Below are 24,056 nucleotides of genomic sequence, written 5' to 3'. Positions count from 1 at the left end.
CCAGATGGACAAGCAGAAATACATCCTCGCCATCGACCAGGGCACCACCAGCTCGCGCACCATCCTGTTCGATCACGACGGCAACATCGCCGGCACGGCGCAGCGCGAGTTCCCGCAGATCTTCCCGCAGCCGGGCTGGGTGGAGCACAACCCGCGCGAGATCATGACCAGCGTGCTGTCGACGATGACCGAGGTCATCAGCAGCTCCGGCATCGACGCCAGCTGCATCGAGGGCATCGGCATCACCAACCAGCGCGAGACGGCGGTGGTGTGGGACAAGACGACCGGCCAGCCGATCTATAACGCCATCGTGTGGCAGTCGCGGCAGACCGCCGACATCTGCGAGAAGCTCAAGGCCGACGGCCATGACGAGATGGTGCGCGAGAAGACCGGCCTGCTGATCGACGCCTATTTCGCCGGCACCAAGGTGCGCTGGATCCTCGATCAAGTGGAGGGCGCACAGGAGCGCGCGGAGAAGGGCGAGCTGCTGTTCGGCACCATCGATACCTGGGTGATCTGGAACCTCACCGGCGGCAAGGTGCACGTCACCGACTACACCAACGCCTCGCGCACGCTGATGTACGACATCTACAAGCGCGAGTGGGACGACGAGCTGCTGAAGATGCTCAACGTGCCGCGCGCGATGCTGCCGGAAGTGAAGTCGTCCAGCGAGGTGTACGGCAACACGCTGGCCAAGCATTTCTTCGGTCGTGAAGTACCGATCGCCGGCATCGCGGGCGACCAGCAGGCGGCGTTGTTCGGCCAGGCCTGCTTCGAACCCGGTCTGGCCAAGAACACCTACGGCACCGGCTGCTTCATGCTGATGAACACCGGCGAGAAAGCCGTCCGTTCGAAGAATGGCCTGCTCACCACCATCGCGTGGGGCGTGGACGGCAAAGTGGAATACGCGCTGGAAGGCAGCATCTTCGTGGCCGGCTCGGTCATCCAGTGGCTGCGCGACGGCCTTCGCATGCTGGGCAAGGCGGCGGACTCGCAGTCGTATGCCGAGCGCGCCAAGGACAACGACGGCGTGTACTTCGTGCCTGCGTTCGTCGGCCTGGGTGCGCCCTACTGGCGCAGCGACGTGCGCGGTGCGGTGTTCGGCCTGTCACGCGGCACCACCAAGGAGCAGTTCATCCGCGCCGCGCTGGAGTCCATGGCCTACCAGACCCGCGACGTGCTGGAAGCGATGCAGATCGACTCAGGCATCGAACTGAAGGAACTGCGCGCCGACGGTGGCGCCATCGCCAACGACTTCATGGCGCAGTTCCAGGCGGACATCCTGGACGTGACCGTGCTGCGCCCGAAGGTGCAGGAAACCACCGCGCAGGGTGCCGCGTACCTCGCCGGCCTGGCCGTGGGTTTCTGGAAGGATCGCGCGGACATCGCCAAGCGCTGGGCCGTCGACCGCGAGTTCAAGCCCGGGATGACCAAGGAAACGCGCGACGATCTGTATGAAGGCTGGAAGCAGGCCGTCACCGCCACGATGGGGTTCAAGCCGCGGAATTGAGGCTTTGCGATTATCGCCCACATCGTGGGCTCCTACAAACGCACGTACCGTCTGGCGTGCCACAGACCATGTAGGAGCGCACGATGTGCGCGAAAAGCCACCCATTGGCGCCTCAGCCCAGCGTGTAACCGAACTGGCTTTCGAATTCCGCGGCGAACTGATCGTACGTGAAGTACTGGTTCTGCGTGCCCGGGTGCTCGACCTTCAGCGCACCCATCAGCGAGGCCATCTTGCCGACGGTGGGCCAGTCGTAGCCCTTCATGATGCCGAAGATGAGGCCTGCGCGGTACGCGTCGCCGCAGCCGGTGGGATCGACCACCTTGTGCTCGCGGGCGGGCGGGATCTCGATCGTTTCGCCGTTCACGTGGATCTGCGAACCGCGCGGGCCCTGCGTGACGATGTATGCGGTGACCTTCGAGGCGATGTCGGCGGCGTTCCAGCCGGTGCGCTGCTGCAGCAGCTGCGACTCGTAGTCGTTGACGATGACGTACGTGGACTTCTCGATCATCGAGCGGAACTCGTCGCCGTTGAACAGTGGCATCGCCTGGCCCGGGTCGAAGATGAAAGGCACGCCGCGGGCGGCGAACTCGTCCACGTGCTGCAGCATGGCTTCGCGGCCGTCCGGCGCGACGATGCCGAACTGGTAGTCCGGGATGTCACGCACGTGGTTCTCGTGCGCGCTGGACATGGCGCCGGGATGGAAGGCCGTGATCTGGTTGTTGTCCAGGTCCGTGGTGATGAAGCACTGCGGGGTGAACTGGTCGTCGAACTGGCGCACGCCGTCGAGGCGGATGCCGAATTTCTCCAGGTGCGCGCGGTAGGGCGCGAAGTCCTGGCCGACCGTGGCCACCGGCATCGGCTCGCCGCCCAGCAACTTCAGGTTGTAGGCGATGTTGCCCGCGCAGCCCCCGAACTCGCGACGCATGGCCGGCACCAGGAAAGACACGTTCAGGATGTGGACCTGATCCGGAATGATGTGGTTCTTGAACTGGTCCTGGAACACCATGATGGTGTCGTAGGCGAGCGATCCGCAGATAACGGCAGTCATGCGTTGGGCAACCCTGAAGGATGTGATGGCACGACCGTGAACCGGCCGCCGCGAGCGCCGAACGCGAGGGGTTCGGCAAACCGACGGATCGTACCCAAATTCGTCGCCTTAGGCGACAGGTCAACACGTACAGAATTACGGGAATGCCGCAGCTTCCGCTCGCATCCTTCGGACTTACAAGACTTTCTTAACTTCTTCGCCTCCGCTTCGCCCTTGCGTGGGGGAGGGCGCCAATCTAGACTTCCATGCTTACTTTTTGCCGCAACGGGCGCCCGCCGCACATGTTTAAGAAGTTCCGCGGACTCTTTTCGAACGACATCTCCATCGATCTCGGCACGGCGAATACGCTCATCTATGTGCGTGGACAGGGCATCGTCCTGAATGAGCCGTCCGTCGTGGCCATCCGCCAGGATCGTGGCCCCGGTGGTCCCCGTACCGTCGCCGCGGTGGGTGGCGACGCCAAGCGCATGCTCGGTCGCACCCCCGGCAACATCGCCACGGTCCGACCGATGAAGGACGGCGTCATCGCCGACTTCACCATGACCGAAGCGATGCTCCAGCATTTCATCAAGCAGGTGCACCGCTCACGCATGCTCCGGCCCAGCCCGCGCGTGCTCGTCTGCGTGCCCTGCGGCTCCACCCAGGTGGAGCGTCGCGCCATCAAGGAATCGGCCGAAGGCGCCGGCGCCCGTGACGTCTTCCTGATCGAGGAGCCGATGGCCGCCGCGATCGGTGCCGGTATCCCGGTGCACGAAGCCCGTGGCTCGATGGTGCTGGATATCGGTGGCGGTACCTCCGAGGTCGCGGTCATCTCGCTCAACGGCATCGTCTACTCGCAGTCCGTGCGCGTGGGCGGCGATCGCTTCGACGAAGCCATCATCAATTACGTGCGCCGTAACCACGGCACGCTGATCGGTGAGTCCACCGCCGAGCGGATCAAGCTCGAAGTGGGCTGCGCGTTCCCGCAGAGCGAAGTGCGGGAGATGGAAATCTCCGGCCGCAACCTCGCCGAGGGCGTGCCGCGCATGTTCACCATCAACTCCAACGAAGTGCTGGAAGCCCTGCACGAGCCGCTGTCCGGCATCGTGGCGGCGGTCAAGGCGGCGCTGGAGCAGACCCCGCCGGAGCTGTGCTCCGACGTGGCCGAGCGCGGCATCGTGCTCACCGGCGGCGGCGCGCTGCTGCGCGATCTGGATCGCCTGATCTCCGAGGAAACCGGCCTGCACGTGCAGGTGGCCGACGACCCGCTCACCTGCGTGGCGCGTGGCGGCGGCAAGGCCCTGGAGATGATCGACCAGCACGGCAGCGACTTCTTCGCGTTCGAATGATGGCGGCCGCGCGCGGCGCTTTGGCCGGAGCGCGCTGAACCATGGCCCTCAATCGCGACGAATCGTCGCCGCTGTTTGCACCGGGCGTGGCGGGAACGCTGCGCCTGATCGTCTACCTGGCGCTGGCCTGCGTGCTGATGGTCCTGGACCATCGGGGCGGGTGGCTGGGCAACGTGCGCTACGGCCTGTCCATCGTCATCGAGCCCATCTACCGGATCGCTGGCCTGCCGTCGCAGGGTTTCCAGGCGGCCACGGTGGCCTTCGCCGACCGCCAGCGCCTGACCGAGCAGAACCAGCGGCTGCGTGAAGACCTGCTGCTGGCCAACGCCAAGCTCAACCGCATGGCATCGGTGGCCGAGCAGAACCAGCGCCTGAAGGAACTGCTGGATACCCAGCACAGCCTGTCGCTCAACGTGCAGCTGGCCCGCCTGGTCGGCGTGGACCTGGGGCCGTTCCGGCACCGGATCGTGCTGAACCTGGGCGCGCGCGACAAGGTGCGGCAAGGCCAGGTAGTGATCGACGCCCGCGGCGTGATGGGCCAGATCGTCGACGTGATGCCCACCACCTCGGTGGCCATGCTGATCACCGACCCCAACCACGCCATTCCCGTCACCATCGAGCGCACCGGGCTGCGCACCGTGGCCTATGGCTCGCGTGCCGGCGACATGCTGACCCTGCCGACCATCCCCGTCTCGGCGGATGTGCAGGCCGGCGACAAGCTGGTCACCTCCGGCCTGGGCGGCCGCTTTCCCCCCGGCTTTCCGGTGGGCGAGATCCGCGACGTGGCGCAGACGCCGTCCGGCACGTTCCTCTCGGCGCAGGCCAAGCCGGCCGCCGACCTGGATCGCAGCGAGGACGTGCTGCTGCTGCACGACCTGGCCGAGCCGGCCGGGCCGCCGCCGCTCGCTCCGAACGTCGGTCCGTCGAACAGCCTGGCGCCCGACCCCAATGCGGCCCCCACGACGCCGGCCGCCGCGGCGCCGACGCTGCCGTCGGTCACCTCGCCAACGACCAGCCGCGTTCCCGCGCGCGCCGCGTCCACGGGGAGCACGCCATGAACCGCATCCGGGTTCGTCAGCTGTGGTTCGCCGCCACGCTGCTGCTGTCGCTGTTCCTCATGTTGATTCCGCTGCCGGGCCCCCTCGCGCCGTTCAAGCCCTATTGGCCGGCGCTGGTGCTGCTCTACTGGTGCCTGCAGTCGGGTGACCGGGTGACGCTGGGCATGGCCTTCTGCCTGGGCGTGGGCGCCGATCTGTTCGACGGCGTGCTGCTGGGCGAGCAGGCCCTGCGCCTGACCGCCATGGTGTTCATCGCGCTGCGCTTTCGCTCGCGCCTGCGCTTCTTCCCTATGTGGCAACAATCGTTGGCCGTGCTGGGCCTGTTGCTGAATGACCGCGTGTTGCTGCTGCTGATCCGCGTGCTCGGCGGCGATCCGTTGCCACCGGCGGAATACTGGATCTCGCCGCTGGTGGGCGCCGCGCTGTGGCCGTTCGTGTTCCTGATCCTGGACGACCTCCGCGCCCGGCTGCGCATCCACGAGACATGAGCAAACGGCGCGCCTCCATCAAGGAAGTGCGGGGCGAGGTGGCGCTGTTCCGCCGCCGCGCCCTGGCGGGGTTCGCGCTGATCCTGGCCGGGCTGGTGGCCGTGTGCTGCCAGTACGTCAACCTGCAGGTGAACCACCACGACGAGTTCGCCGCGCGCTCGGAGCAGAACCGGGTGAAGCCGCGCGCGATCCCGCCGGCCCGCGGGTTGATCTTCGACCGCAACGGCGTGCTGCTGGCCGATAACGTGCCGGCCTTTCGCCTGGAAGTGACGCCGGAACAGGTGGCCGACATGGACACCATGCTGGCCAACCTGGGCGCCATCGTGCCGCTGAGCGACGAGGACATCGCCACCTTCCGCAAGCAGGTGAAGGGCAGCCGACGCTTCGAGGGCGTGCCGCTGAAGCTCAAGCTGACCGAGGACGAGATCGGCCGCTTCGACGTCAACCGCTGGCGCTTCCCCGGCGTGGACGTGGTGCCCTACCTCACCCGGCGTTACCCGATGGGCGCGTCGCTGGCCCATGTCATCGGCTATGTCAGCCGCATCGACGTGGACGACCTGGCCCGCATGGACGAGGACGAGGAGGCCAGCTACAAGGGCACCACGCATATCGGCCGCATCGGCATCGAGCGCTCCTACGAAAAACTGCTGCATGGCGCGCCCGGCTATGAGCTGGTCGAGGTCAACGCCGACGGGCGTACGCAGGCGGTGCTGGACACCACGCCGCCGACGCCGGGCAAGAACATCTACCTGAGCATCGACGTGCGCCTGCAGAAGGCCGCGGAGGATGGCCTGAACGGACGCTCCGGTGCGGCCATCGCCATCGATCCGCGCAACGGGCAGGTGCTGGCCTTCGCCAGCGTGCCCAGCTTCGACCCCAACCTGTTCGTCAACGGCATCAGCTCGGCCGACTACAAGGCGCTGACCACCTCGCCCGACAAGCCGCTGTACAACCGCGCGCTGCGCGGCGTGTATCCGCCCGGCTCCACGGTGAAGCCGTTCCTGGCGCTGGGTGGACTGACCATGGGCATCCGCCGGCCGTCGGACACGGTGCTGTCCACGGGCGAGTTCTGCATCCCGGGGCAGTCGCGCTGTTACCGCGACGACGTACGCGGCGGCAACGGTACGGTCAATATGATTGGCGCGATCGAGCATTCAACCAATACGTATTTCTATCGCCTGGCCCTGGACATGGGCATCGATCGCCTGTCGCAGTGGATGGGCAGCCTGGGCTTCGGCAAGAAGACCGGTATCGACCTGATCGGCGAGGTGCCCGGCATCCTTCCGTCGCGCGAATGGAAGGCTACGCGCAGCAAGGCCGGCTGGTACCCCGGCGAGACAATCATCGCCGGCATCGGCCAGGGCTACTGGGCGGTGACGCCGCTGCAGCTGGCGCACGCGGTGGCCACGTTTGCGGGCCACGGCATTCCTTACACGCCGCATTTCCTGCTGGACACGCAGGACGGCGTGGACAGCCCGCGCGTGCGCCAGGCGTTCCCGCCCAGCGGGCCGTCCGTGGTGCGCAAGCAGGCGGACTGGGACGCCGTGAACGAAGGCATGAAGGCGGTGATCAACTCTGGGGCCGGCACCGGCAAGAAGCTGGGCATCGGCTTCCCGTACCTGATCGCCGGCAAGAGCGGCACCGCCGAACGCTTCTCTCGTACCACCAACGCGTACAACGAAAACAAGAACACCGCCTACCTGGCCACGCGCCACCGCGCGCTGTTCATCGCCTACACGCCGGCGGACGATCCGAAGATCGCCACGACCGTGGTGCTGGAAGCCGGCGCCTGGGGCGCCGCGGATTCCGGCCCCATCGCGCGCAAGATCCTCGACCAGTGGGTGGTGGACGAGGGCGGCCCACGCCCGTCCGATCTGCCGCCGGGCCCGATCGTCACCTCCGACGCACCGCCCGACGCGTCGCCGGATGCCCATCCGGACGAGCATCCCGAGGCCTCGCCCGTACAGGGCGCCCAGCCCGCCGATGGCGCCAGCAGCGCGCCACCGCCCGACGACAACAGTGAGGACCAGTGAGCGCCATCCAGAACCTCACCCTGCGCATGAAGCGTTTCGGCCTGCGCCTGATCAGCCGGCCGCGCCTGGATATTCCCCTGCTGCTGGCGCTGATGGTGCTGGCGGGCGTGGGCCTGACCACGCTGTACAGCGCGGGCAACGCCAATGTCGGCCTGGTGACGGGGCAGGCGGCGCGCTTTGCGCTGGGCGGCGTGCTGCTGCTGGTCATTTCCCGCATTCCACCGCCGGTGCTGCGCTCGTGGACACCGTGGCTGTACATGGGCAGCACCGCGCTGCTGGTGGTGGTGGCCGTGCTGGGCGAGGGCAGGGGGGCCTATCGCTGGCTGGACCTGGGCGTGATGCGCTTCCAGCCGTCCGAACTGCTCAAGCTGACCATGCCGATGATGGTGGCGTGGTACCTGCACCCGCGCCAGCTGCCGCCGAGCTGGAAGGACATCGTGGTGGTGGGCCTGCTGATCGCGGTGCCGGCCGGCCTGATCGCGGAACAGCCCGATCTGGGCACCGCGCTGCTGGTGGCCGGTGCGGGTGCGTTCGCGCTGTTCCTCTCCGGCATGGCCTGGTGGCGCATCGGCCTGATCGTGGGCGCGGTGGGCGGAGCCATTCCGGTGGCCTGGCAGTTCCTGCACGAATACCAGCGCAACCGCGTGCGCACGCTGCTCGATCCGGAATCCGATCCGCTGGGCAACGGCTGGCACATCATCCAGTCGAAGATCGCCGTCGGCTCCGGCGGCGTGTTCGGCAAGGGCTGGCAGCACAGCACGCAGTCGCGCCTGGAGTTCCTGCCCGAGCACACCACCGACTTCATCTTCGCGGTGTTTTCCGAGGAGTTCGGGCTGATCGGCGTCATCGGCATCATGCTGCTGTACGCATTCATCATCGGCCGCTGCCTGTGGATCGCCATGAACGCGCGCGACACCTATTCGCGCCTGCTCGCCGGCGCCATCGGCATGAGCTTCTTCGTGTACGTGGCGGTGAACGGCGGCATGGTGGCGGGCATACTGCCGGTGGTCGGCGTGCCGATGCCCCTGGTCAGTTACGGCGGCACCTCGGCCGTGTCGCTGCTCACCGGATTCGGCGTGCTGATGTCGATCCACGCGAACCGCAAGTTGCACGATTGATGGCTGAACAGTGGCCCAGGCCTGCCCCGGACGCGTCACGACCGCGTGTTACGCTTCGGTGCATGGATGAAGCCCTGACAGCGCGCTGCGCACGCCCCGTACGTCGTCTTCCGCGCCTTGCCGGCGCGTTGATCGCCTTCCCCCTGCTGTTCGCGGCGTCGGCGCATGCGGAGACGCATCCCGGCCAGGACGCACTCGTGCGCGAGGTGGCGAAGGACACGGGCAAGAGCCCCGCGTCGCTGAACGCGCTGCTGGACAACGCCAAGAAACAGCAGGCGATCCTCGATGCGATCAGCCGCCCCGCCGAGGGCAAGCCGTGGCGCGATTACCGGCCCATCTTCCTTACCGAACAGCGGATCGCCGCGGGCGCCGCGTTCTACGAGGAACATCGCGCCCTGCTGGACGGCATCGGTCGCAAGTACGGCGTGCCGCCGGAATACATCGTGGCCATCGTCGGTGTCGAAACGTTCTACGGCAAGAACACCGGCAAGTGGAAAGTCATCGACGCGCTCAGCACGCTGGCGTTCTATTACCCCAAGCGCGCGCCGTTCTTTCGCGAGCAGCTGAAGGCCTTGCTGGAGCTGCCGTCCAACCACCTCGGTGGCCCGATCGACACGCTGACCGGCTCCTACGCGGGTGCCCAGGGCTGGGGCCAGTTCATGCCTTCGTCCATTCGCGATTGGGGCGTGGACTACGACCACGACGGCCGGATCGACATGAAGGGCTCGATGGGCGACATCTTCGCCAGCATCGCCAATTATTTCGTCGAGCACGGCTGGGAGCGGGGCGGTCCGGTGGCCGCGCGTGCGCAGCCGGATGGCCGTGTGACTGCGCCGGAGGTGCCCAAGGACTGGCGTCCCGTCGCGCCGGTGGAATCGTTCGTGGCCGATGGCTTCGCTCCGGTGCAGCACCTCAACCCGGGGCGTGAGGCCCAGCTGGTGCGCCTGGACGGGCCGGCCGGGGATGAATACTGGCTCACGTTCCAGAACTTCTACGTCATTACCACGTACAACCGCAGCCCCATGTATGCCATGGCCGTGAACCAGCTCGCCCAGGCGATCCGCGAGCGGGCGGGTGGTGCTGCGCCGCGATGAGGGAGGGGGCGCCGTCGTTGGGATCGCCTACAGGTTTGGGATCGCCCATGGCTTTGGGATCGCCCACATCGTGGGCTCCTACGGCGGGGTGGCGGTTCTGCGTGGTGGTGCTTATGGCGGTGCTGTTGTCGGCGTGTGGCGGGGGGAAGAACACGCGGCCGGCATCGCGGGGTAGCAGCGGCGGGGGCTCATCGTCGTCGTCGTCGGGATCGTCGTCGCGGGGTGGTTACGACGATATACGCAAGTCGCAGGGTTCGCGGTATCGCTCGCGTGCCGACAGCGTGCCCACCGAGATTCCGGACGTCAGCAAGCTGCCGGAGCCGGTGCCGAAGGTGGAGCCCCGCTCGATCTACGGCAACAAGACCCCTTATTCCGTGCTGGGCCAGACCTACAACGTGCTGCCGACGCCGCGCGGTTACGTGGAGCGCGGCATCGCGTCGTTCTACGGCAACAAGTTCCACGGCTACAAGACCTCCAGCCTGGAGGAATACGACATGTACCAGTTCTCGGGCGCGCACAAGACGCTGCCGCTACCCAGCTATGCGCGGGTCACCAACCTCGAGAACGGCAAGAGCGTGATCGTGCGCATCAACGATCGCGGGCCCTTCCACGAGAACCGCATCATCGATCTTTCCTTCGCCGCCGCGGTCAAGATCGGCGTGTGGCCCAAGGGCACCGGCCTGGTCGAGGTCCGCGCCATCGACCCGACGGAGGCCAACAGCGATCGCGGCGCGCCGTACGTCAATACGGCGCCCAAGCCCGCCCCGATCACCGCGCCACCACCGCCTGCGGGGCGGTTCGTCGCGGCCGTGCCCGTGGGCGCGACTGCACCCACGCCGGAGCGTGCCGTGACCCGGCCGCCGTCCTCGGCGATTGCCGCTCCCGTGGGGAGCGCGCCCGTGGGTGCCGCCGTGGTCGGGAACGCCGCGGTGGGCAGCGCCCGGCCGGTCAGCGGCGCCACGCCGACGACCGGCGCGGCGTCCACCGGCAACGACGACGAGAACCACGTGCCAGGCATGACCGGCATCTCGCCAGCGGAAGCCCTGCCGCCATTGGCGGGCGCCGGTACCGGCACGGGTGCCACCAGGGGTACAGGGGTGACCACGACGGGTGCTGCCGCGGCGGGCTCGTCGGCGTCCCGTGGCGCGCCCAGCCGACCCTCCGGCACGGTCCCGTGGAAGGCGCCGGCTGCCAGCGCCGCCCAGGGGCCGATCACGGCGGCCATTCCCGGCAAACCCACCATTTATCTCCAGGTCGGCGCGTTCTCCGACGCGGCCAATGCCAACCGCGTGGCCGACCAGTTGAACAAAGCCGGCCTCGGGCCGGTCAGTGTCATCGAGACCGCCGTGGGTGGCCGCAGCGTGCGTCGCGTTCGCGTCGGGCCGCTGGCCGACGTCGACACGGCCGATCGCGTGACCGACCAGATCGCCGGCATGGGTCTGCCCCGTCCGTCGGTCGCGGTAGACTGACCTTCTTTTTTTGCATTTCACTGGACCGTTGAAACGATGAAGCTCCTGCCCCGCTCCCTCCTTGCCTTCGCCGCCGCCGCGCTCGTCGCCGGTGTCGCTGCGCAGCAGCCCCCCCGTCCGACCGCCGTGCCCCGCCCGGCGGTGCCCGAGGCGCCGGTGCCGCCGCCGCCGGAAGTCGAGGGCAAGAGCTGGGTGCTCATGGACTACAACACGGGGCAGATCATCGCGTCCAAGGACATGGACGTGCAGCTCGAGCCGGCGTCCATTACCAAGATCATGACGGACTACGTGGTGTCGGCCGAGTTGGGTAACGGCAAGATCCACATGACCGACCCGGTCACCATCAGCGAGAACGCCTGGCGTGGCGGCGGTGCCAGCACCGACGGCTCCACCAGCTTCCTCAAGCTCAACAGCCAGGTGCCGCTGAAAGACCTGCTCTTCGGCATGATCATCCAGTCGGGCAACGATGCCGCCATCGCGCTGGCCGAGCACACCGCGGGCTCCGAGCCGGCGTTCGCCAACCTGATGAACGCCTATGCCAAGCAGATCGGCATGACGCATTCGCAGTTCCAGAACGCCTCCGGCTACCCGGTGGCCAACCACTACACCACCGCGCACGACATCGCCATCCTCTCGCGCGCCCTGATCCACGACTTCCCCGAGGACTACGCGATCTCGGCCGTGAAGGAGTTCGAGTGGAACGGCATCAAGCAGCACAACCGCAACCTGCTGCTGTGGCGCGACAACACGGTGGACGGCATCAAGACCGGCCATACCGCCGCCGCCGGCTATTGCCTGGCCGCCTCGGCCAAGCAGGGCGACGCCCGCATGATCGCCATCATCATGGGCGCCAACAGTGAGAAGGGCCGTGCGGACGCCGCGCTGGCGCTGCTCAACTACGGCTTCCGCTTCTACGAAAGCCACAAGCTCTACGAGGCCAACAAGCCGCTGGCCACGCCCAAGCTGTGGAAGGGCGCCGAGAACACCGTGCCGCTGGGCCTGACGGAAGACGCGCTGGTCTCGGTCAAGCGCGGCGACTACGACAAGCTCAAGGCCAACCTCGACATCCCCACCACGCTGATCGCCCCGTTCAAGAAGGGCCAGCAGGTCGGCACGCTGCGCGTGACGCTGGATGGCCAGCCGGTGCTCACGGCGCCGCTGGTGGCCCTGAACGACGCGCCCGAAGGCGGCTTCTTCTCCCGCCTGTGGGACACCATCATGCTGTGGTTCCACAGCGACGGCGACAAGAAGTAAGAGGGCATCCGGCCATGCGCGAGATCGACTTCAGCGACGCACAGAAGGACGGCAAGGGCTTCCAGTTCCCGGGCGAGTTCGAGATCACGGCGATCGGCAACGCCGCCGCCGGCCTCGACAAGCACGTGCCGGCGCTGTTGCACGGCATCGGCCTGGACGTGCTCCACGAGACGCTGTCCACCAAGCTCACCCCCGCCGGCAACTACCAGTCGGTCACGGTGAGCTTCGTCGCCCCCAGCCGCGAGAAGTACCTCGAGGCCCACAGCACCCTCCGCGCGGACGAGAACATCCGTTTCACGATGTAACAGACGGTGTAGGAGCGCACGATGTGCGCGAAAAGCCAACAAAGCGATGACGCGGCGAGGCCACATCGTGCCACGCCGCGAACCCCAGATCGCGCACATCGTGCGCTCCTACAGCGGCCCCGGCACCTACCGGCTCCGGGCCGGTCCTTGATTCGCCGGCCCCGGGCCCACAACTTTCCGACAGTCCCTACGAACCGTCCCCCATGACCTTCCCCCTCAACGTCCGCCGGCTGGGGCGTGTTCCCTACGAATCCACCTGGAAGGCCATGAGCGCCTTCACCGACAACCGCACGGACGACACGGTCGACGAGCTGTGGCTGCTGGAGCACGATCCCGTATTCACGCTGGGCCAGGCCGGCAAGGAAGAGCACGTGCTGGCCGCGGGGGATATCCCGGTGGTGCGCGTGGATCGCGGTGGCCAGGTCACCTACCACGGCCCGGGCCAGATCGTGGCCTACCCCATGATCGATCTGCGGCGGGTGGGCGTGGGCGTCCGCGAGCTGGTCTGCCGCATCGAGCAGGCCATCATCGATACCCTGGGCGAGTGGAACATCGGCGCGGAACGGCAGCAGGGCGCTCCCGGGGTCTATGTCGCCGGGGCCAAGGTCGCGGCGCTGGGCCTGCGCATCCGACGCGGGTGCAGCTTCCACGGCCTGGCCTTCAACGTGGACATGGATCTGGCCCCCTACCACCGCATCAATCCCTGCGGGTACAAGGGTTTGGAAGTCACCCAGGTGTTAGACTTGGGCGGTCCGTCGCGGTTGGTGGACGTGGAAGACGTCCTGGTACAGGAATTCTGTAAGCATTTCGGCTTCTCCGCCGTCGCCGCCGATCCTACCCTTCCCGAACTCCCCGCCCGCGTCGCGGTCTGAGGACGTAGCCGTCATGAGCCAAACCTCTTCCCCTTCCCCACGCAGCATCCCCATCGCCGTCGTCGACAAGCCCGGCGAGAAGATGCTCGGCAACGACAAGATCGCGCTCAACCGCGCGGGCTTCGACACGAACGTGCCCACGCTGCGCAAGCCGGGCTGGATTCGCGTCCGCCTGCCGCAGGGCAATGCCGTGCAGGAACTGAAGGCGCGCCTGCGCGAGAACTCGCTGGTCACGGTGTGCGAGGAAGCCTCCTGCCCGAACATCCACGAGTGCTTCTCCAAGGGCACGGCCACTTTCATGATCCTGGGCGAGGTCTGCACGCGGCGCTGCTCGTTCTGCGACGTGGCCCATGGCCGCCCGCAGCCGCCCGATCCGCTGGAGCCGGCCCGCCTGGCCGAGACCATCCGCGACATGCGGCTGAAGTACGTGGTGATCACCTCGGTGGACCGCGACGACCTGCGCGACGGCGGTGCCGAGCACTTCGCCTCCTGCATCCGTGCCGTGCGCCACGCCAGCCCCAGCATCCGCATCGAGATCCTCACCCCGGATTTCCGCGGCAAGGGCCGGATGGAGCGCGCGCTGGAGGTCATGAAGGATTTCCCGCCGGATGTCTTCAACCACAACCTGGAGACGGTGCCCCACCTCTACCGCGAGGTCCGGCCCGGCGCCGACTACCAGTGGTCGCTGGACCTGCTCAAGCGGTTCAAGGCGCAGCACCCGGAGGTCCCGACCAAGTCCGGCATCATGCTGGGCCTGGGCGAGACCATGGACCAGGTGCTGGAGACCATGCGCGATCTACGCAACCATGACGTCGACATGATCACCATCGGCCAATACCTGCAGCCGACGGCGCATCACCACCCGGTGGTCCGTTACTGGACGCCGGACGAGTTCGATGCACTGCGCGTGGCGGGTGAGGCGATGGGTTTCGGCCATGTCGCTTCGGGCCCGTTAGTGCGATCCTCCTACCATGCCGACCTCATGGCTCACGCCGCGGGTGTCGTCGAATAAACGTTTCAACGCACTCCGAGGCTGCGATTACATGATCCTTCGTCCCGCGTTCGCCCTCCTGCTCGCCCTTTCGACGGCAGGTATCCACGCCCAGAACGCCAAACCGCAGCCGGACACCGCGCCCGCGACCAAATCGGCCGCTCCCCAGCCGAAGGATGCCTCGGAAGCCGCGACCTCGCCCGAGCCGCAGCGCAAGGAATCCACCCTGCCGCTGAAGCCGACCCCGGCCGAAGCCCAGGCATCGCAGCTGTCCGCGCGGTTCCTCACGCGCTTCCATTACCAGGCCCAGCCCCTGGACGACGCCATGTCGGCCAAGATCTACAAGGCCTACATCGAGTCGCTGGACAGCGAGAAGGTCTTCTTCACCCAGGAAGACCTGGCCAAGTTCGAGCCGATGAAAACCCAGCTCGACGACGCGATCTGGAACCAGGACCTGACCGCCCCGTTCTCGGTGTTCAACCTGTACATCACCCGGGCCGTGGACCGCATGAACTACGCGCGCGGGCTGCTGGCCAAGGGCTTCGACTTCAGCGGCAACGAAAGCTTCAACTTCGACCGCAAGAAGGCCGCCGCCCCGAAGAACCAGGCCGAGCTGGACGACGTGTGGCGCAAGCGCACCATGAACGACTGGCTGCGCCTGAAGCTGGCCGGCAAGACCGACGACGACATCCGCAAGACGCTGGACAAGCGCTACGCCACCTACATCTCGCGCGTGCGCCAGCTGGACAATGAAGACGCCACCCAGGCCTTCATGACGGCCTACGCCAACTCCACCGACCCGCACACCGATTATCTCGGCCCCCGCGCCGCGGATGCCTTCGACATCGCCATGCGCCTGTCGCTCGAGGGCATCGGCGCCGTGCTGCAGGCGCGCGACGACTACACCACCATCCGCGAGCTGGTGCCCGGCGGCCCCGCATTCAAATCCGGCAAGATGAAGGCCGGCGACCGCATCGTGGCCATCGGCCAGGGCGAGACCGGCCCGATGGTCGACGTGGTCGGCTGGCGCCAGGACGACGTGGTCAAGCTGATCCGCGGCAAGAAGGACACCACGGTCCGTATCGAGGTGCTTCCGGCCGATGCCGGCGTGGACGGCAAGCACGACATCGTCACCCTGGTCCGCAAGAAGGTGACGATGGAAGAGCAGGCCGCCAAGTCCAAGGTCATCGAGGTCAAGGACGGCGATGTCACGCGCAAGATCGGCGTGATCGACCTGCCCACGTTCTACCAGGACTTCGGCGCCCGCCGTAACGGCGACACCAACTTCAAGAGCGCCACCCGCGACGTCTCCAAGCTGCTCACCGAACTGAAGGCGCAGAAGGTCGACGGCGTCATCATGGACCTGCGCAACAACGGCGGCGGCTCGCTGTCGGAAGCCACGGAGCTCACCGGCCTGTTCATCGACACCGGCCCCGTGGTGCAGGTGCGCGATGCGCGAGGCCAGATCGACGCGCAGGGCGACGACGCCCCGGGCATGGCCTGGGACGGCCCGATGGCGGTCATGGTCAATCGCGGCTCGGCCTCGGCGTCGGAGATCTTCGCCGCCGCCATCCAGGATTACGGCCGCGGCGTCATCATCGGCGAGCCCACCTTCGGCAAGGGCACCGTGCAGAACCTGGTCGACCTCGACCGCTTCGGCAAGGCGCAGACGGGCGAGGACGCCAAGTACGGCGAGCTGAAGATGACGATCGCGGAGTTCATCCGCATCAACGGCGACAGCACGCAGCTGCGCGGTGTCACTCCGGACGTGCAGTTCCCGCAGAACGGCGACGCGAAGGAATTCGGCGAGTCCACCTACGACAACGCGCTGCCGTGGCGTCATATCGACCCGGCCGACTACAAGCCGGTCGCCGACCTGAAGCCCATCTTCGGTCCGCTCAACCAGAAGCACGACGCCCGCGTGGCCACGTCGCCGGCGTGGAAGCTGATGCTGGATGAGATGGCCCAGTACAAGAAGCTGCGCGACAAGACCGACATCTCGCTCAACTTCGCGGCCCGCCAGGCCGAGCGCAAGCAGTACGAGGCGATGCAGACCGACTTCCGCAACCGCCGGAAGGCCATCTTCGGTGGCGACGGCAGCGCATCGGACGCGTCCGATGACAACACGGGCGACGATGGCCTCAACGCCAACGAGCGCAGCCTGAAGTCGGAGATCAAGCAGGAAGCCGACGCGAAGAAGGCCAAGGACACGCCGCTGGACGAGGCCGCGCACATCGTCAGCGACGAAGTGGCCATGATCAAGGCGGATCCGAAGGTCGCCGCCGAGGTGCTGCCGTACGGCGGTCGCAAGATCGACGCGCCTCAGACCGCGCAGGTACCGCACAAGGCTGTGGCGCCGGCCGCGGGTACGCCTACGCCCTGATCGCCGCCACATGACCCGCGCCCGTCCAGGGCGCGGGTTTTTTTATGCGCCAAAACCACCTCTTCACCCGTCCGCTGCTAGCCTCGACGCGCATTTTTCCAACGCCCGAAGGCAGGCCCATGAACGATTTTCTCGACCGTGTCGGCGTAGACGCCGCCATGCGTGCGCTTATCCTCACGTACTCCATCCGCATTGGCCTGGCCATCGTGCTGCTGGTGATCGGCTTCTGGATCGCCGCGCGGCTCGCCAACCTGGGCCGGCGTGCGCTGGAGCGGGCGCGGGTCGACGTCACCCTGGCGCTGTTCCTCCGTAACGCCATCTACGGCGTGCTGCTGGCGCTGCTGTTCATCCAGGTGCTCGGCACCATCGGCATCCCCACCGCCTCGTTCATCGCCGCCATCGGCGCCGCTGGCCTGGCCGTGGGCCTGGCGCTCACCAGCTCGCTGTCCAACCTGGCCTGGGGCGTGCTGCTGATCCTGTTCCGCCCGTTCCGCGTGGGTGATTACGTCACCGTGGGCGGCATCGACGGCACGGTGCAGAGCGTCAACCTGATGCACACCTTCCTGATCACGCCGGACAACCGCGAGGCCGTGGTGCCCAACGCCAAGGTGGGCGGCGACGCGATCATCAACTACAACGTGCGCGGCACCCGCCGGTTCGAGTTCAAGGTGGGCATCGGCTACGGCGACGACATCGGCAAGGCCATGAAGGTCATCACCGACCTGTTCGAGGCCGACCCGCGCATCCTCAAGGACCCGGCGCCCGGTGTCTGGACCGACGCCCTGGGCGATTCCAGCGTCAACCTGGTCATCCGCGCCTGGACCACCGTGGCCGACATGCAGGGCGCGCAGACCAACCTGCTGCGTCGGATCAAGGAGCGCTTCGACGAGGAAGGCATCACCATTCCCTACCCCCAGAGCGAGATCCGCGTGGTGGGCACGCCCCCCATCGCCCCGCCGACCGCCCAACGACCCGTGTAGGAGCGGACGATGTCCGCGATAAGGCGCCACGACCGCTTTCGCATGCGGGTTCGCGGACATCGTCCGCTCCTACATGAGCGTGGCGGCGCCCGGTGAATCGGGCGCTCCCGGGGCTTTTGGCCCAACGAGCGTTTAAATCGTGGGAAAAGTCGCGCGAGGGATTACAATCTTCCGGTTGCGCCGCAGCATGGGCGCCCGTATTCCCCGCCGGAGGGTTAGCCGCCCGCCGATGCCTGTTTTTCTGGAGGTTCCATGGCCGACGTCAAAGAAGCCCGCGTACCCGATATTGGTGGTAGCGCGGTCCCCGTCATCGAAATCATGGTCAAGGTCGGCGATCGCGTCGAGAAAGACCAGAGCCTGGTGACGCTCGAATCCGACAAGGCCACGATGGAAGTGCCGGCGCCGTTTGCCGGCGTCATCAAGGAGCTGAAGGTCAAGGTCGGCGACGAAGTCGACGAAGGCCACGTGATTGCGCTGGTCGAAGCCGAGGGCGACGCCCCGGCCGAGGCGGCCAAGGCCGAGACGCCGAAGGCCGAAGCCTCGAAGCCGACGGCTACCCAGGCGGCCCCGAAGGCCGACGAAGCCAAGCCTGCCGCGGCGCCTGCCGCCGCCCCGTCACCGGCTGCCGCCAAGGCGCCGTCGGCGACGAAGGCCTCCGGCCCGGTCAACGTCACCGTGCCCGACATCGGCGGCAAGCCGGTGCCGATCATCGAGTTGATGGTCAAGGTGGGCGACACGGTCGAGAAGGACCAGAGCCTGATGACCCTGGAATCCGACAAGGCCACGATGGACATCCCGGCCCCGGCCGCGGGCGTCATCAAGGAGCTGAAGGTCAAGGTTGGCGACGAGGTCAACGACGGCGACCTGATCGCCGTGCTCGAAGGGCAGGGCGGTGAATCCGCCGCGGCCGCCGCGGCGGACGCCCAGCCCGCTGCCTCCACCGACAAGCCGGGTATCGCCGAGGCGCCCGCCGAGGCACCGAAGCGCGACGCGTCAGCCGCTTCCAGCGCCTCGAAGTCGGAGCCGGTCGGTGGTGCGCCGCGCACGCCGCCGGTGTCGTTCGACGCCAGTATCATCATGCCGGGCAACGCCCCGTACGCCAGCCCGGCCGTGCGCGCCTTCGCCCGCGAGCTCGGCGTCGATGTCGCGCAGGTCAAGGGTAGCGGCCGCGGTGGCCGCATCCAGCGCGAAGACGTGTCCGGCTACGTGAAGCAGGTGATGACCTCGGGTGCCGCGCCGTCCGCGGGTGGCGCTGCCGCCGGCGGTGGCAACGGGCTCAGCCTGCTGCCCTGGCCGAAGGTGGATTTCTCGAAGTTCGGCGAAGTGGAAGAAAAGCCGCTGGGCCGCATCCCGAAGATCTCGGCGGCGAACCTCGCGCGCAACTGGGCCATGATCCCGCACGTCACGCAGTTCGAAGACGCCGACATCACCGAGCTGGAAGCCTTCCGCAAGAAGCTGGGCGAAGAGAACAAGGACCTGAAGGTCACCCCGCTGGTGTTCCAGATCAAGGCGGTGGTCGCGGCGCTGAAGAAATTCCCGCAGTTCAACGCGTCGCTCGATGCGGCCGGTGAAACACTGACGCTGAAGAAGTACTACAACGTGGGCATCGCGGTGGATACGCCCGATGGCCTGGTCGTGCCGGTCATCCGCAATGCGGATACCAAGGGCCTGCTCGATCTTGCCGCCGAACTGGGCGAGATCTCGAAGAAGGCGCGAGACAAGAAGCTCACCGCGGCCGACATGCAGGGCGGCTGCTTCTCGATTTCCTCGCTCGGCGGCATCGGCGGCACGGCGTTCACGCCGATCGTCAACGCGCCGGAAGTGGCGATCCTGGGTGTGTCCAAGGCGCAGATGAAGCCTGTCTGGAACGGCAAGGAATTCGCGCCGCGCCTGATGCTGCCGCTGTCGCTGTCGTACGACCATCGCGTCATCGACGGTGCCCTGGCCGCACGCTTCGCCGTGTACCTCGCCCAGCAGCTCGGCGATATCCGTCGCCTGTTGCTCTGACCGGAGGCGATACGCATGGCTAACACGATCGAACTGAAAGTACCCGACCTCGGCGGCTCGCACGATGTGCCGGTCATCGAGATCCTGGTGAAGGTCGGCGACACCGTCGCCAGGGACCAGAGCCTGGTCACGCTGGAATCGGACAAGGCCACGATGGACGTGCCCGCCTCCCAGGCCGGCACCATCGTCGAGATCAAGGTCAAGATCGGCGACGAGCTCAACGACGGCAGCGTCATCGCCCTCATCGAGGCTTCCGGTAGCGACGCGTCGTCCGATGCCGGCAAGGCCGTCGGCCAGTCGACGGTGAAGGACGCCCCCGCGCCGGCCACGCCGTCGCCCGCACCGGCACCGCCGAAGGCTTCCGCAGCGCCTGCGGCTGCCTCGTCCGCATCGTCCGCCGCTGCGCCGTCGTCGACGGCGAAGGCCGCCGGCGATTCCGGTCGCAAGGCCGACATCGAGTGCCAGTTGGTCGTGCTCGGCTCGGGTCCCGGCGGCTACACCGCGGCGTTCCGTGGCGCGGACATCGGCCTGGACGTGGTGCTGGTGGAGCGCTACGAGTCGCTCGGCGGTGTCTGTCTCAACGTCGGCTGCATCCCGTCGAAGGCGCTGCTGCACGCGGCCGCCGTGATCGACGAAGCCGCCGCCATCGAGGCGCACGGCATCGCGTTCGGCAAGCCGGTGATCGACCTCGACAAGCTGCGCTCGTTCAAGGACAAGGTGGTCGGCAAGCTCACTGGCGGTCTGGCGCAGATGGCCAAGGCCCGCAAGGTGCGCACCGTCACCGGCGTGGGCAGCTTCATCTCCGCGCACGAGCTGGAAGTGCAGACGGCCGAGGGCACCAGGCTGATCCGCTTCGAGAACGCCATCATCGCGGCGGGCTCGCAGTCGGTGAAGCTGCCTTCGTTCCCGTGGGACGACGAGCGCGTCATCGACTCGACCGGTGCGCTGGAACTGCGCGACGTGCCGAAGAAGATGCTGGTCGTCGGCGGCGGCATCATCGGCCTGGAAATGGCCACGGTGTACGCGGGCCTCGGCTCCGAAGTCACGGTGGTGGAACTCGCCGACCAGCTGATGCCCGGCGCCGACCTCGACCTGGTCAAGCCGCTGCAGGGCCGGATCGCCAAGCGCTACAAGGGCATCCATCTCAAGACCAAGGTCGTCGCGGCCAAGGCGACGAAGAAGGGCATCGAGATCACTTTCGAGGGTGAAAGCATCCCCGAGACCACGGTGTACGACCGCGTGCTGGTGTCGGTCGGGCGCTCGCCCAACGGCAACAAGATCGGCGCCGACAAGGCCGGCGTGGAAGTCAGCGAGCGGGGCTTCATCCCCGTCGACCGCCAGATGCGCACCAATGTGCCGCACATCTTCGCCATCGGCGACCTGGTCGGCCAGCCCATGCTGGCGCACAAGGCGACGCACGAGGCCAAGGTGGCCGCCGAAGCCGCCGCCGGGCAGAAGAGCTTCTTCGACGCACGCGTCATCCCGTCGGTGGCCTACACCGACCCGGAAATCGCCTGGGTCGGCGTGACCGAACGCGAGGCGAAGGAGAAGGGCCTGAAGGTCGGCGTGGGCAAGTTCCCCTGGGCGGCCTCCGGTCGCGCCATCGGCATCGACCGCACCGAAGGCTTCACCAAGCTCATCTTCGACGAGGAAACCCACCGCATCGTCGGCGCCGGCATCGTCGGCCCGCACGCGGGCGACCTCATCTCCGAACTGGTCCTGGCCATCGAGATGGGCGCGGAAGCCGGCGACATCGGCCGCACCGTGCACCCGCATCCGACCCTGGGCGAGTCCGTAGGCATGGCCGCCGAGGTGTACGAAGGGACGATCACGGACCTATACATCCCGAAGAAGAAATAGCGTTTCGGCAACCCGCATCGCGCACATCGTGCGCTCCTACACCCGTCCTTGTAGGAGCGCACGATGTGCGCGATAGCCGTTGTGTAGGAGCGCACGATGTGCGCGATAGCCGTTGTAGGAGCGCACGATGTGCGCGATCACCGCCGCGTAGAAGCGCAAGACGTACCCGATCGTCCGTGCAGAAACATCCGACACGCACGACCGCCATCAGACATCCCGCCCCTCACCCCCCATTCGCCCCCACCCAAACCGCATCCCAATACGGATAATCCCCCACGCGCCGCACCAGCCCCGCGCGTACCGGATTGGCCACGATGTAACGCGCCGCCGCGCGGACGTCCTCATCGGCACGCAACGCCCGATCATGGAACGCCCTCTGCCAGACAGGTGAGGTACGCCCTTCATCGCGCAGCGCTTTCGTCACCAGCGACTTCAGTTTCCTGACCATCTTCGACAGGTCGGCATCGGCATGGTCGTCGAGTTGCACCAGCCCGTGCCAGTGATCGGGCATCAGTACCCAGGCAAGGCATTCGGCGCGCCGCCAGGTGGTCGATGCGTGGACGATGCGGGCTATCCGCCGCGCGGTGCGGTAGTCACCGAAGATCGGCGCACGATTCCAGGCCACGGCCGTGACGAGGTAGATGCGACCGGCCTCGGAAACCCGACCACGACGAAGTGCCTTGTTGCCAGGATGCGATGTCATCCGTCCATCGTCCCGACGCCGGCACCGTCGAAACAGCGGCGCCCACCGCATCGCAAGATGCCCCGTGCCTGAAACCCGACGTCCGGGGGTAGGAGCGCACGATGTGCGCGAAAAGCCAACAACGCGGCGACGTGGTAAGCCCCCCATCGCGCACATCGTGCGCTCCTACCCGGCGATCATCGACAACGGCACATCGCATCGCGCGAGCGGTTGTGGCATCGTCCGGTGATGCCAGCACCGCAGCCAGCTCACTACCTCCGTCGCCTCGGCATCTGGGATGCCGCGATGATCGTCATCGGCGGCGTGATCGGGGCAGGCATCTTCCGCACGCCGGCCACCGTGGCTCAGCTGACCAGTTCGGGCACGGAGGTGATCCTGCTCTGGACGCTCGGCGGCCTGCTCACCCTTGCCGGCGTGCTCTGCTATGCCGAGCTGGGGGCGCGTCGGCCGCAGGCGGGCGGCACCTACGTGTACCTGCGCGAAGCCTTCGGCCAGTTACCGGCGTTCCTGTTTGGCTGGACGATGGCGCTGATCAATTACCCCGGCAGCGTCGCCGCCGTCGCCACCACGTTCGCCGACTACGCGTGTCGTGCGACCGGCCTGCCGCAGGAGTGGGTCAAGCCGCTGGCGGTGGGGGCGATCGCCTTCATCGTGGCGGTGAACCTGTTCGGCATCCGTGCCGGCGCATGGGTGCAGAACATCTTCACCGTGCTGAAACTCGGCGCGGTCGCGTTGCTGATCGTCGTGGGCCTCTACCTGGCGCGCGGGCACCTGGGCGCGGCGTTCGTGGCCGATCCCACACACGACGTGCCGGCCAGCACGGTGATCGGTGCCATCCTCCCGGCCTTGTTCGCCTACGGCGGGTTCCATTACCTCAACGACCTGGCCGGCGAAGTGCGTGAGCCCCAACGCACGCTGCCCCGCGCGCTGGGCCTGGGCATGCTCGCCGTCGTGGTCTGCTACGTGCTGGTCAACATCGCCTACATGGCCGGCCTGGGACATGCCGGCCTGGCCGCGAGCACGGCGCCCGCGGCGGACCTGATGCGTCGTGTGTTCGGCGAATCCGGCGCGACCATCATCGCCGTGGGCATTGCCTGCTCGACCTTCGGTTATTGCAGCATCGCCATCGCCGGCGGCGCACGCGTGCTGCAGGTGATGAGCGCGGACGGCATGTTCTTCCGGCCGATCGCGCGCATCGACGCGAAAACCGGCGCGCCGCAGTTCGCACTGGCGGCACTGGGCGGCTGGGCGATCGTGCTGATCCTGTCGGGCAGCTTCAAGGCGCTGCTCAACTACACCACGGTCGGCGAATGGCTGTCGCATGCGTTCGGCATCGCGACCATCTTCTGGTATCGCAGGAAATTACGCGATGAGCCCTCGCCCTACCTCGTGCCTGGGTATCCGGTGTTGCCGCTGGTATTCACGACGACGGTGTTGTGCGTGATTGCCGCCACCGCGATTACCGAGCCGGGCGATGCCGGGATGAGCCTGCTCATCATTGCCGTCGGTGTGCCGGTGTATTACCTGTGGCGGCGGAAAAGCGTGTAGGCGCTCG

At 67.2% G+C, this 24,056-nt stretch carries 19 protein-coding genes; 17 read left to right on the top strand and 2 right to left on the bottom strand.

Going from position 1 to position 24,056, the window contains the following annotated elements; genetic code table 11:
* Nucleotides 1–4: 4 nt before the first annotated feature.
* Nucleotides 5–1,510 carry a glycerol kinase GlpK gene (gene glpK / locus AB8808_RS18340; protein WP_369930977.1) on the top strand — a complete coding sequence of 502 codons (1,506 nt, stop codon included), beginning with the start codon at nucleotides 5–7 and terminating at the stop codon, nucleotides 1,508–1,510.
* Nucleotides 1,511–1,622: 112 nt separating this feature from the next.
* Here glpK and AB8808_RS18335 read toward each other — a convergent pair whose 3' ends face one another.
* The gene (locus AB8808_RS18335) at nucleotides 1,623–2,558 is read right to left on the bottom strand and encodes a carbohydrate kinase family protein (protein ID WP_285406876.1); all 936 of its coding nucleotides are present in this window, start codon (nucleotides 2,556–2,558) and stop codon (nucleotides 1,623–1,625) included.
* Between the two features lie 281 nt (nucleotides 2,559–2,839).
* Here AB8808_RS18335 and AB8808_RS18330 point away from each other — a divergent pair, with 281 nt between their 5' ends.
* The 15 genes from AB8808_RS18330 to lpdA all read left to right on the top strand — a co-directional run bounded on the left by AB8808_RS18330 (nucleotide 2,840) and on the right by lpdA (nucleotide 21,798).
* On the top strand, nucleotides 2,840–3,886 hold the full coding sequence (locus tag AB8808_RS18330) for a rod shape-determining protein (protein WP_036139600.1): 1,047 nt from the start codon (nucleotides 2,840–2,842) through the stop codon (nucleotides 3,884–3,886).
* Nucleotides 3,887–3,927: 41 nt separating this feature from the next.
* Nucleotides 3,928–4,944: a rod shape-determining protein MreC gene (mreC, locus tag AB8808_RS18325; RefSeq protein WP_369930975.1), complete on the top strand. Its 1,017-nt coding sequence runs from the start codon at nucleotides 3,928–3,930 to the stop codon at nucleotides 4,942–4,944.
* On the top strand, nucleotides 4,941–5,432 hold the full coding sequence (mreD, locus tag AB8808_RS18320) for a rod shape-determining protein MreD (RefSeq protein WP_369930974.1): 492 nt from the start codon (nucleotides 4,941–4,943) through the stop codon (nucleotides 5,430–5,432). The genes mreC and mreD overlap by 4 nt, the downstream gene beginning before the upstream one ends.
* The gene (gene mrdA / locus AB8808_RS18315) at nucleotides 5,429–7,465 is read left to right on the top strand and encodes a penicillin-binding protein 2 (protein WP_369930973.1); all 2,037 of its coding nucleotides are present in this window, start codon (nucleotides 5,429–5,431) and stop codon (nucleotides 7,463–7,465) included. The genes mreD and mrdA overlap by 4 nt, the downstream gene beginning before the upstream one ends.
* Nucleotides 7,466–7,491: 26 nt before the next feature.
* Complete coding sequence (rodA, locus tag AB8808_RS18310) at nucleotides 7,492–8,583, top strand: rod shape-determining protein RodA (RefSeq protein WP_036143844.1); 1,092 nt, start codon at nucleotides 7,492–7,494, stop codon at nucleotides 8,581–8,583.
* A 62-nt stretch (nucleotides 8,584–8,645) separates the two neighbouring features.
* Nucleotides 8,646–9,677 carry a lytic murein transglycosylase B gene (gene mltB, locus AB8808_RS18305; RefSeq protein ID WP_369930972.1) on the top strand — a complete coding sequence of 344 codons (1,032 nt, stop codon included), beginning with the start codon at nucleotides 8,646–8,648 and terminating at the stop codon, nucleotides 9,675–9,677.
* Between the two features lie 47 nt (nucleotides 9,678–9,724).
* A complete protein-coding gene (locus tag AB8808_RS18300; RefSeq protein ID WP_369930971.1) occupies nucleotides 9,725–11,146 on the top strand; it encodes a septal ring lytic transglycosylase RlpA family protein in 1,422 nt (473 codons plus the stop codon).
* Between the two features lie 36 nt (nucleotides 11,147–11,182).
* Nucleotides 11,183–12,400, top strand: a complete 1,218-nt coding sequence (locus AB8808_RS18295) for a D-alanyl-D-alanine carboxypeptidase family protein (protein ID WP_036139609.1) — start codon at nucleotides 11,183–11,185, stop codon at nucleotides 12,398–12,400.
* Between the two features lie 14 nt (nucleotides 12,401–12,414).
* Nucleotides 12,415–12,705, top strand: coding sequence for a YbeD family protein (locus tag AB8808_RS18290; protein ID WP_369930970.1), 291 nt, complete (start codon nucleotides 12,415–12,417; stop codon nucleotides 12,703–12,705).
* A 203-nt stretch (nucleotides 12,706–12,908) separates the two neighbouring features.
* Nucleotides 12,909–13,577, top strand: a complete 669-nt coding sequence (lipB, locus tag AB8808_RS18285) for a lipoyl(octanoyl) transferase LipB (RefSeq protein WP_369930969.1) — start codon at nucleotides 12,909–12,911, stop codon at nucleotides 13,575–13,577.
* Between the two features lie 13 nt (nucleotides 13,578–13,590).
* A complete protein-coding gene (gene lipA, locus AB8808_RS18280; RefSeq protein ID WP_369930968.1) occupies nucleotides 13,591–14,589 on the top strand; it encodes a lipoyl synthase in 999 nt (332 codons plus the stop codon).
* A 31-nt stretch (nucleotides 14,590–14,620) separates the two neighbouring features.
* The gene (locus AB8808_RS18275) at nucleotides 14,621–16,951 is read left to right on the top strand and encodes a carboxy terminal-processing peptidase (RefSeq protein WP_369930967.1); all 2,331 of its coding nucleotides are present in this window, start codon (nucleotides 14,621–14,623) and stop codon (nucleotides 16,949–16,951) included.
* Nucleotides 16,952–17,070: 119 nt separating this feature from the next.
* Complete coding sequence (locus tag AB8808_RS18270) at nucleotides 17,071–17,931, top strand: mechanosensitive ion channel family protein (protein ID WP_369930966.1); 861 nt, start codon at nucleotides 17,071–17,073, stop codon at nucleotides 17,929–17,931.
* Nucleotides 17,932–18,183: 252 nt separating this feature from the next.
* Nucleotides 18,184–19,938 (top strand): dihydrolipoyllysine-residue acetyltransferase, encoded by a 1,755-nt coding sequence (aceF, locus tag AB8808_RS18265; RefSeq protein WP_369930965.1) that lies wholly within the window; start codon nucleotides 18,184–18,186, stop codon nucleotides 19,936–19,938.
* A gap of 15 nt (nucleotides 19,939–19,953) precedes the next feature.
* The gene (lpdA, locus tag AB8808_RS18260) at nucleotides 19,954–21,798 is read left to right on the top strand and encodes a dihydrolipoyl dehydrogenase (RefSeq protein WP_369930964.1); all 1,845 of its coding nucleotides are present in this window, start codon (nucleotides 19,954–19,956) and stop codon (nucleotides 21,796–21,798) included.
* Nucleotides 21,799–22,021: 223 nt separating this feature from the next.
* Here the strand turns inward: lpdA and AB8808_RS18255 are convergent, their stop codons facing one another.
* Nucleotides 22,022–22,501 carry an REP-associated tyrosine transposase gene (locus tag AB8808_RS18255; protein ID WP_369930963.1) on the bottom strand — a complete coding sequence of 160 codons (480 nt, stop codon included), beginning with the start codon at nucleotides 22,499–22,501 and terminating at the stop codon, nucleotides 22,022–22,024.
* Nucleotides 22,502–22,729: 228 nt separating this feature from the next.
* Here AB8808_RS18255 and AB8808_RS18250 point away from each other — a divergent pair, with 228 nt between their 5' ends.
* A complete protein-coding gene (locus tag AB8808_RS18250) occupies nucleotides 22,730–24,049 on the top strand; it encodes an APC family permease (protein ID WP_036139619.1) in 1,320 nt (439 codons plus the stop codon).
* Nucleotides 24,050–24,056 lie beyond the last annotated feature (7 nt).

Origin of the sequence: Xanthomonas sp. NCPPB 2632 (assembly GCF_041228075.2) — a bacterium.
Classification (GTDB): domain Bacteria; phylum Pseudomonadota; class Gammaproteobacteria; order Xanthomonadales; family Rhodanobacteraceae; genus Luteibacter.
This window is presented reverse-complemented; position numbering and strand designations above follow the sequence as displayed.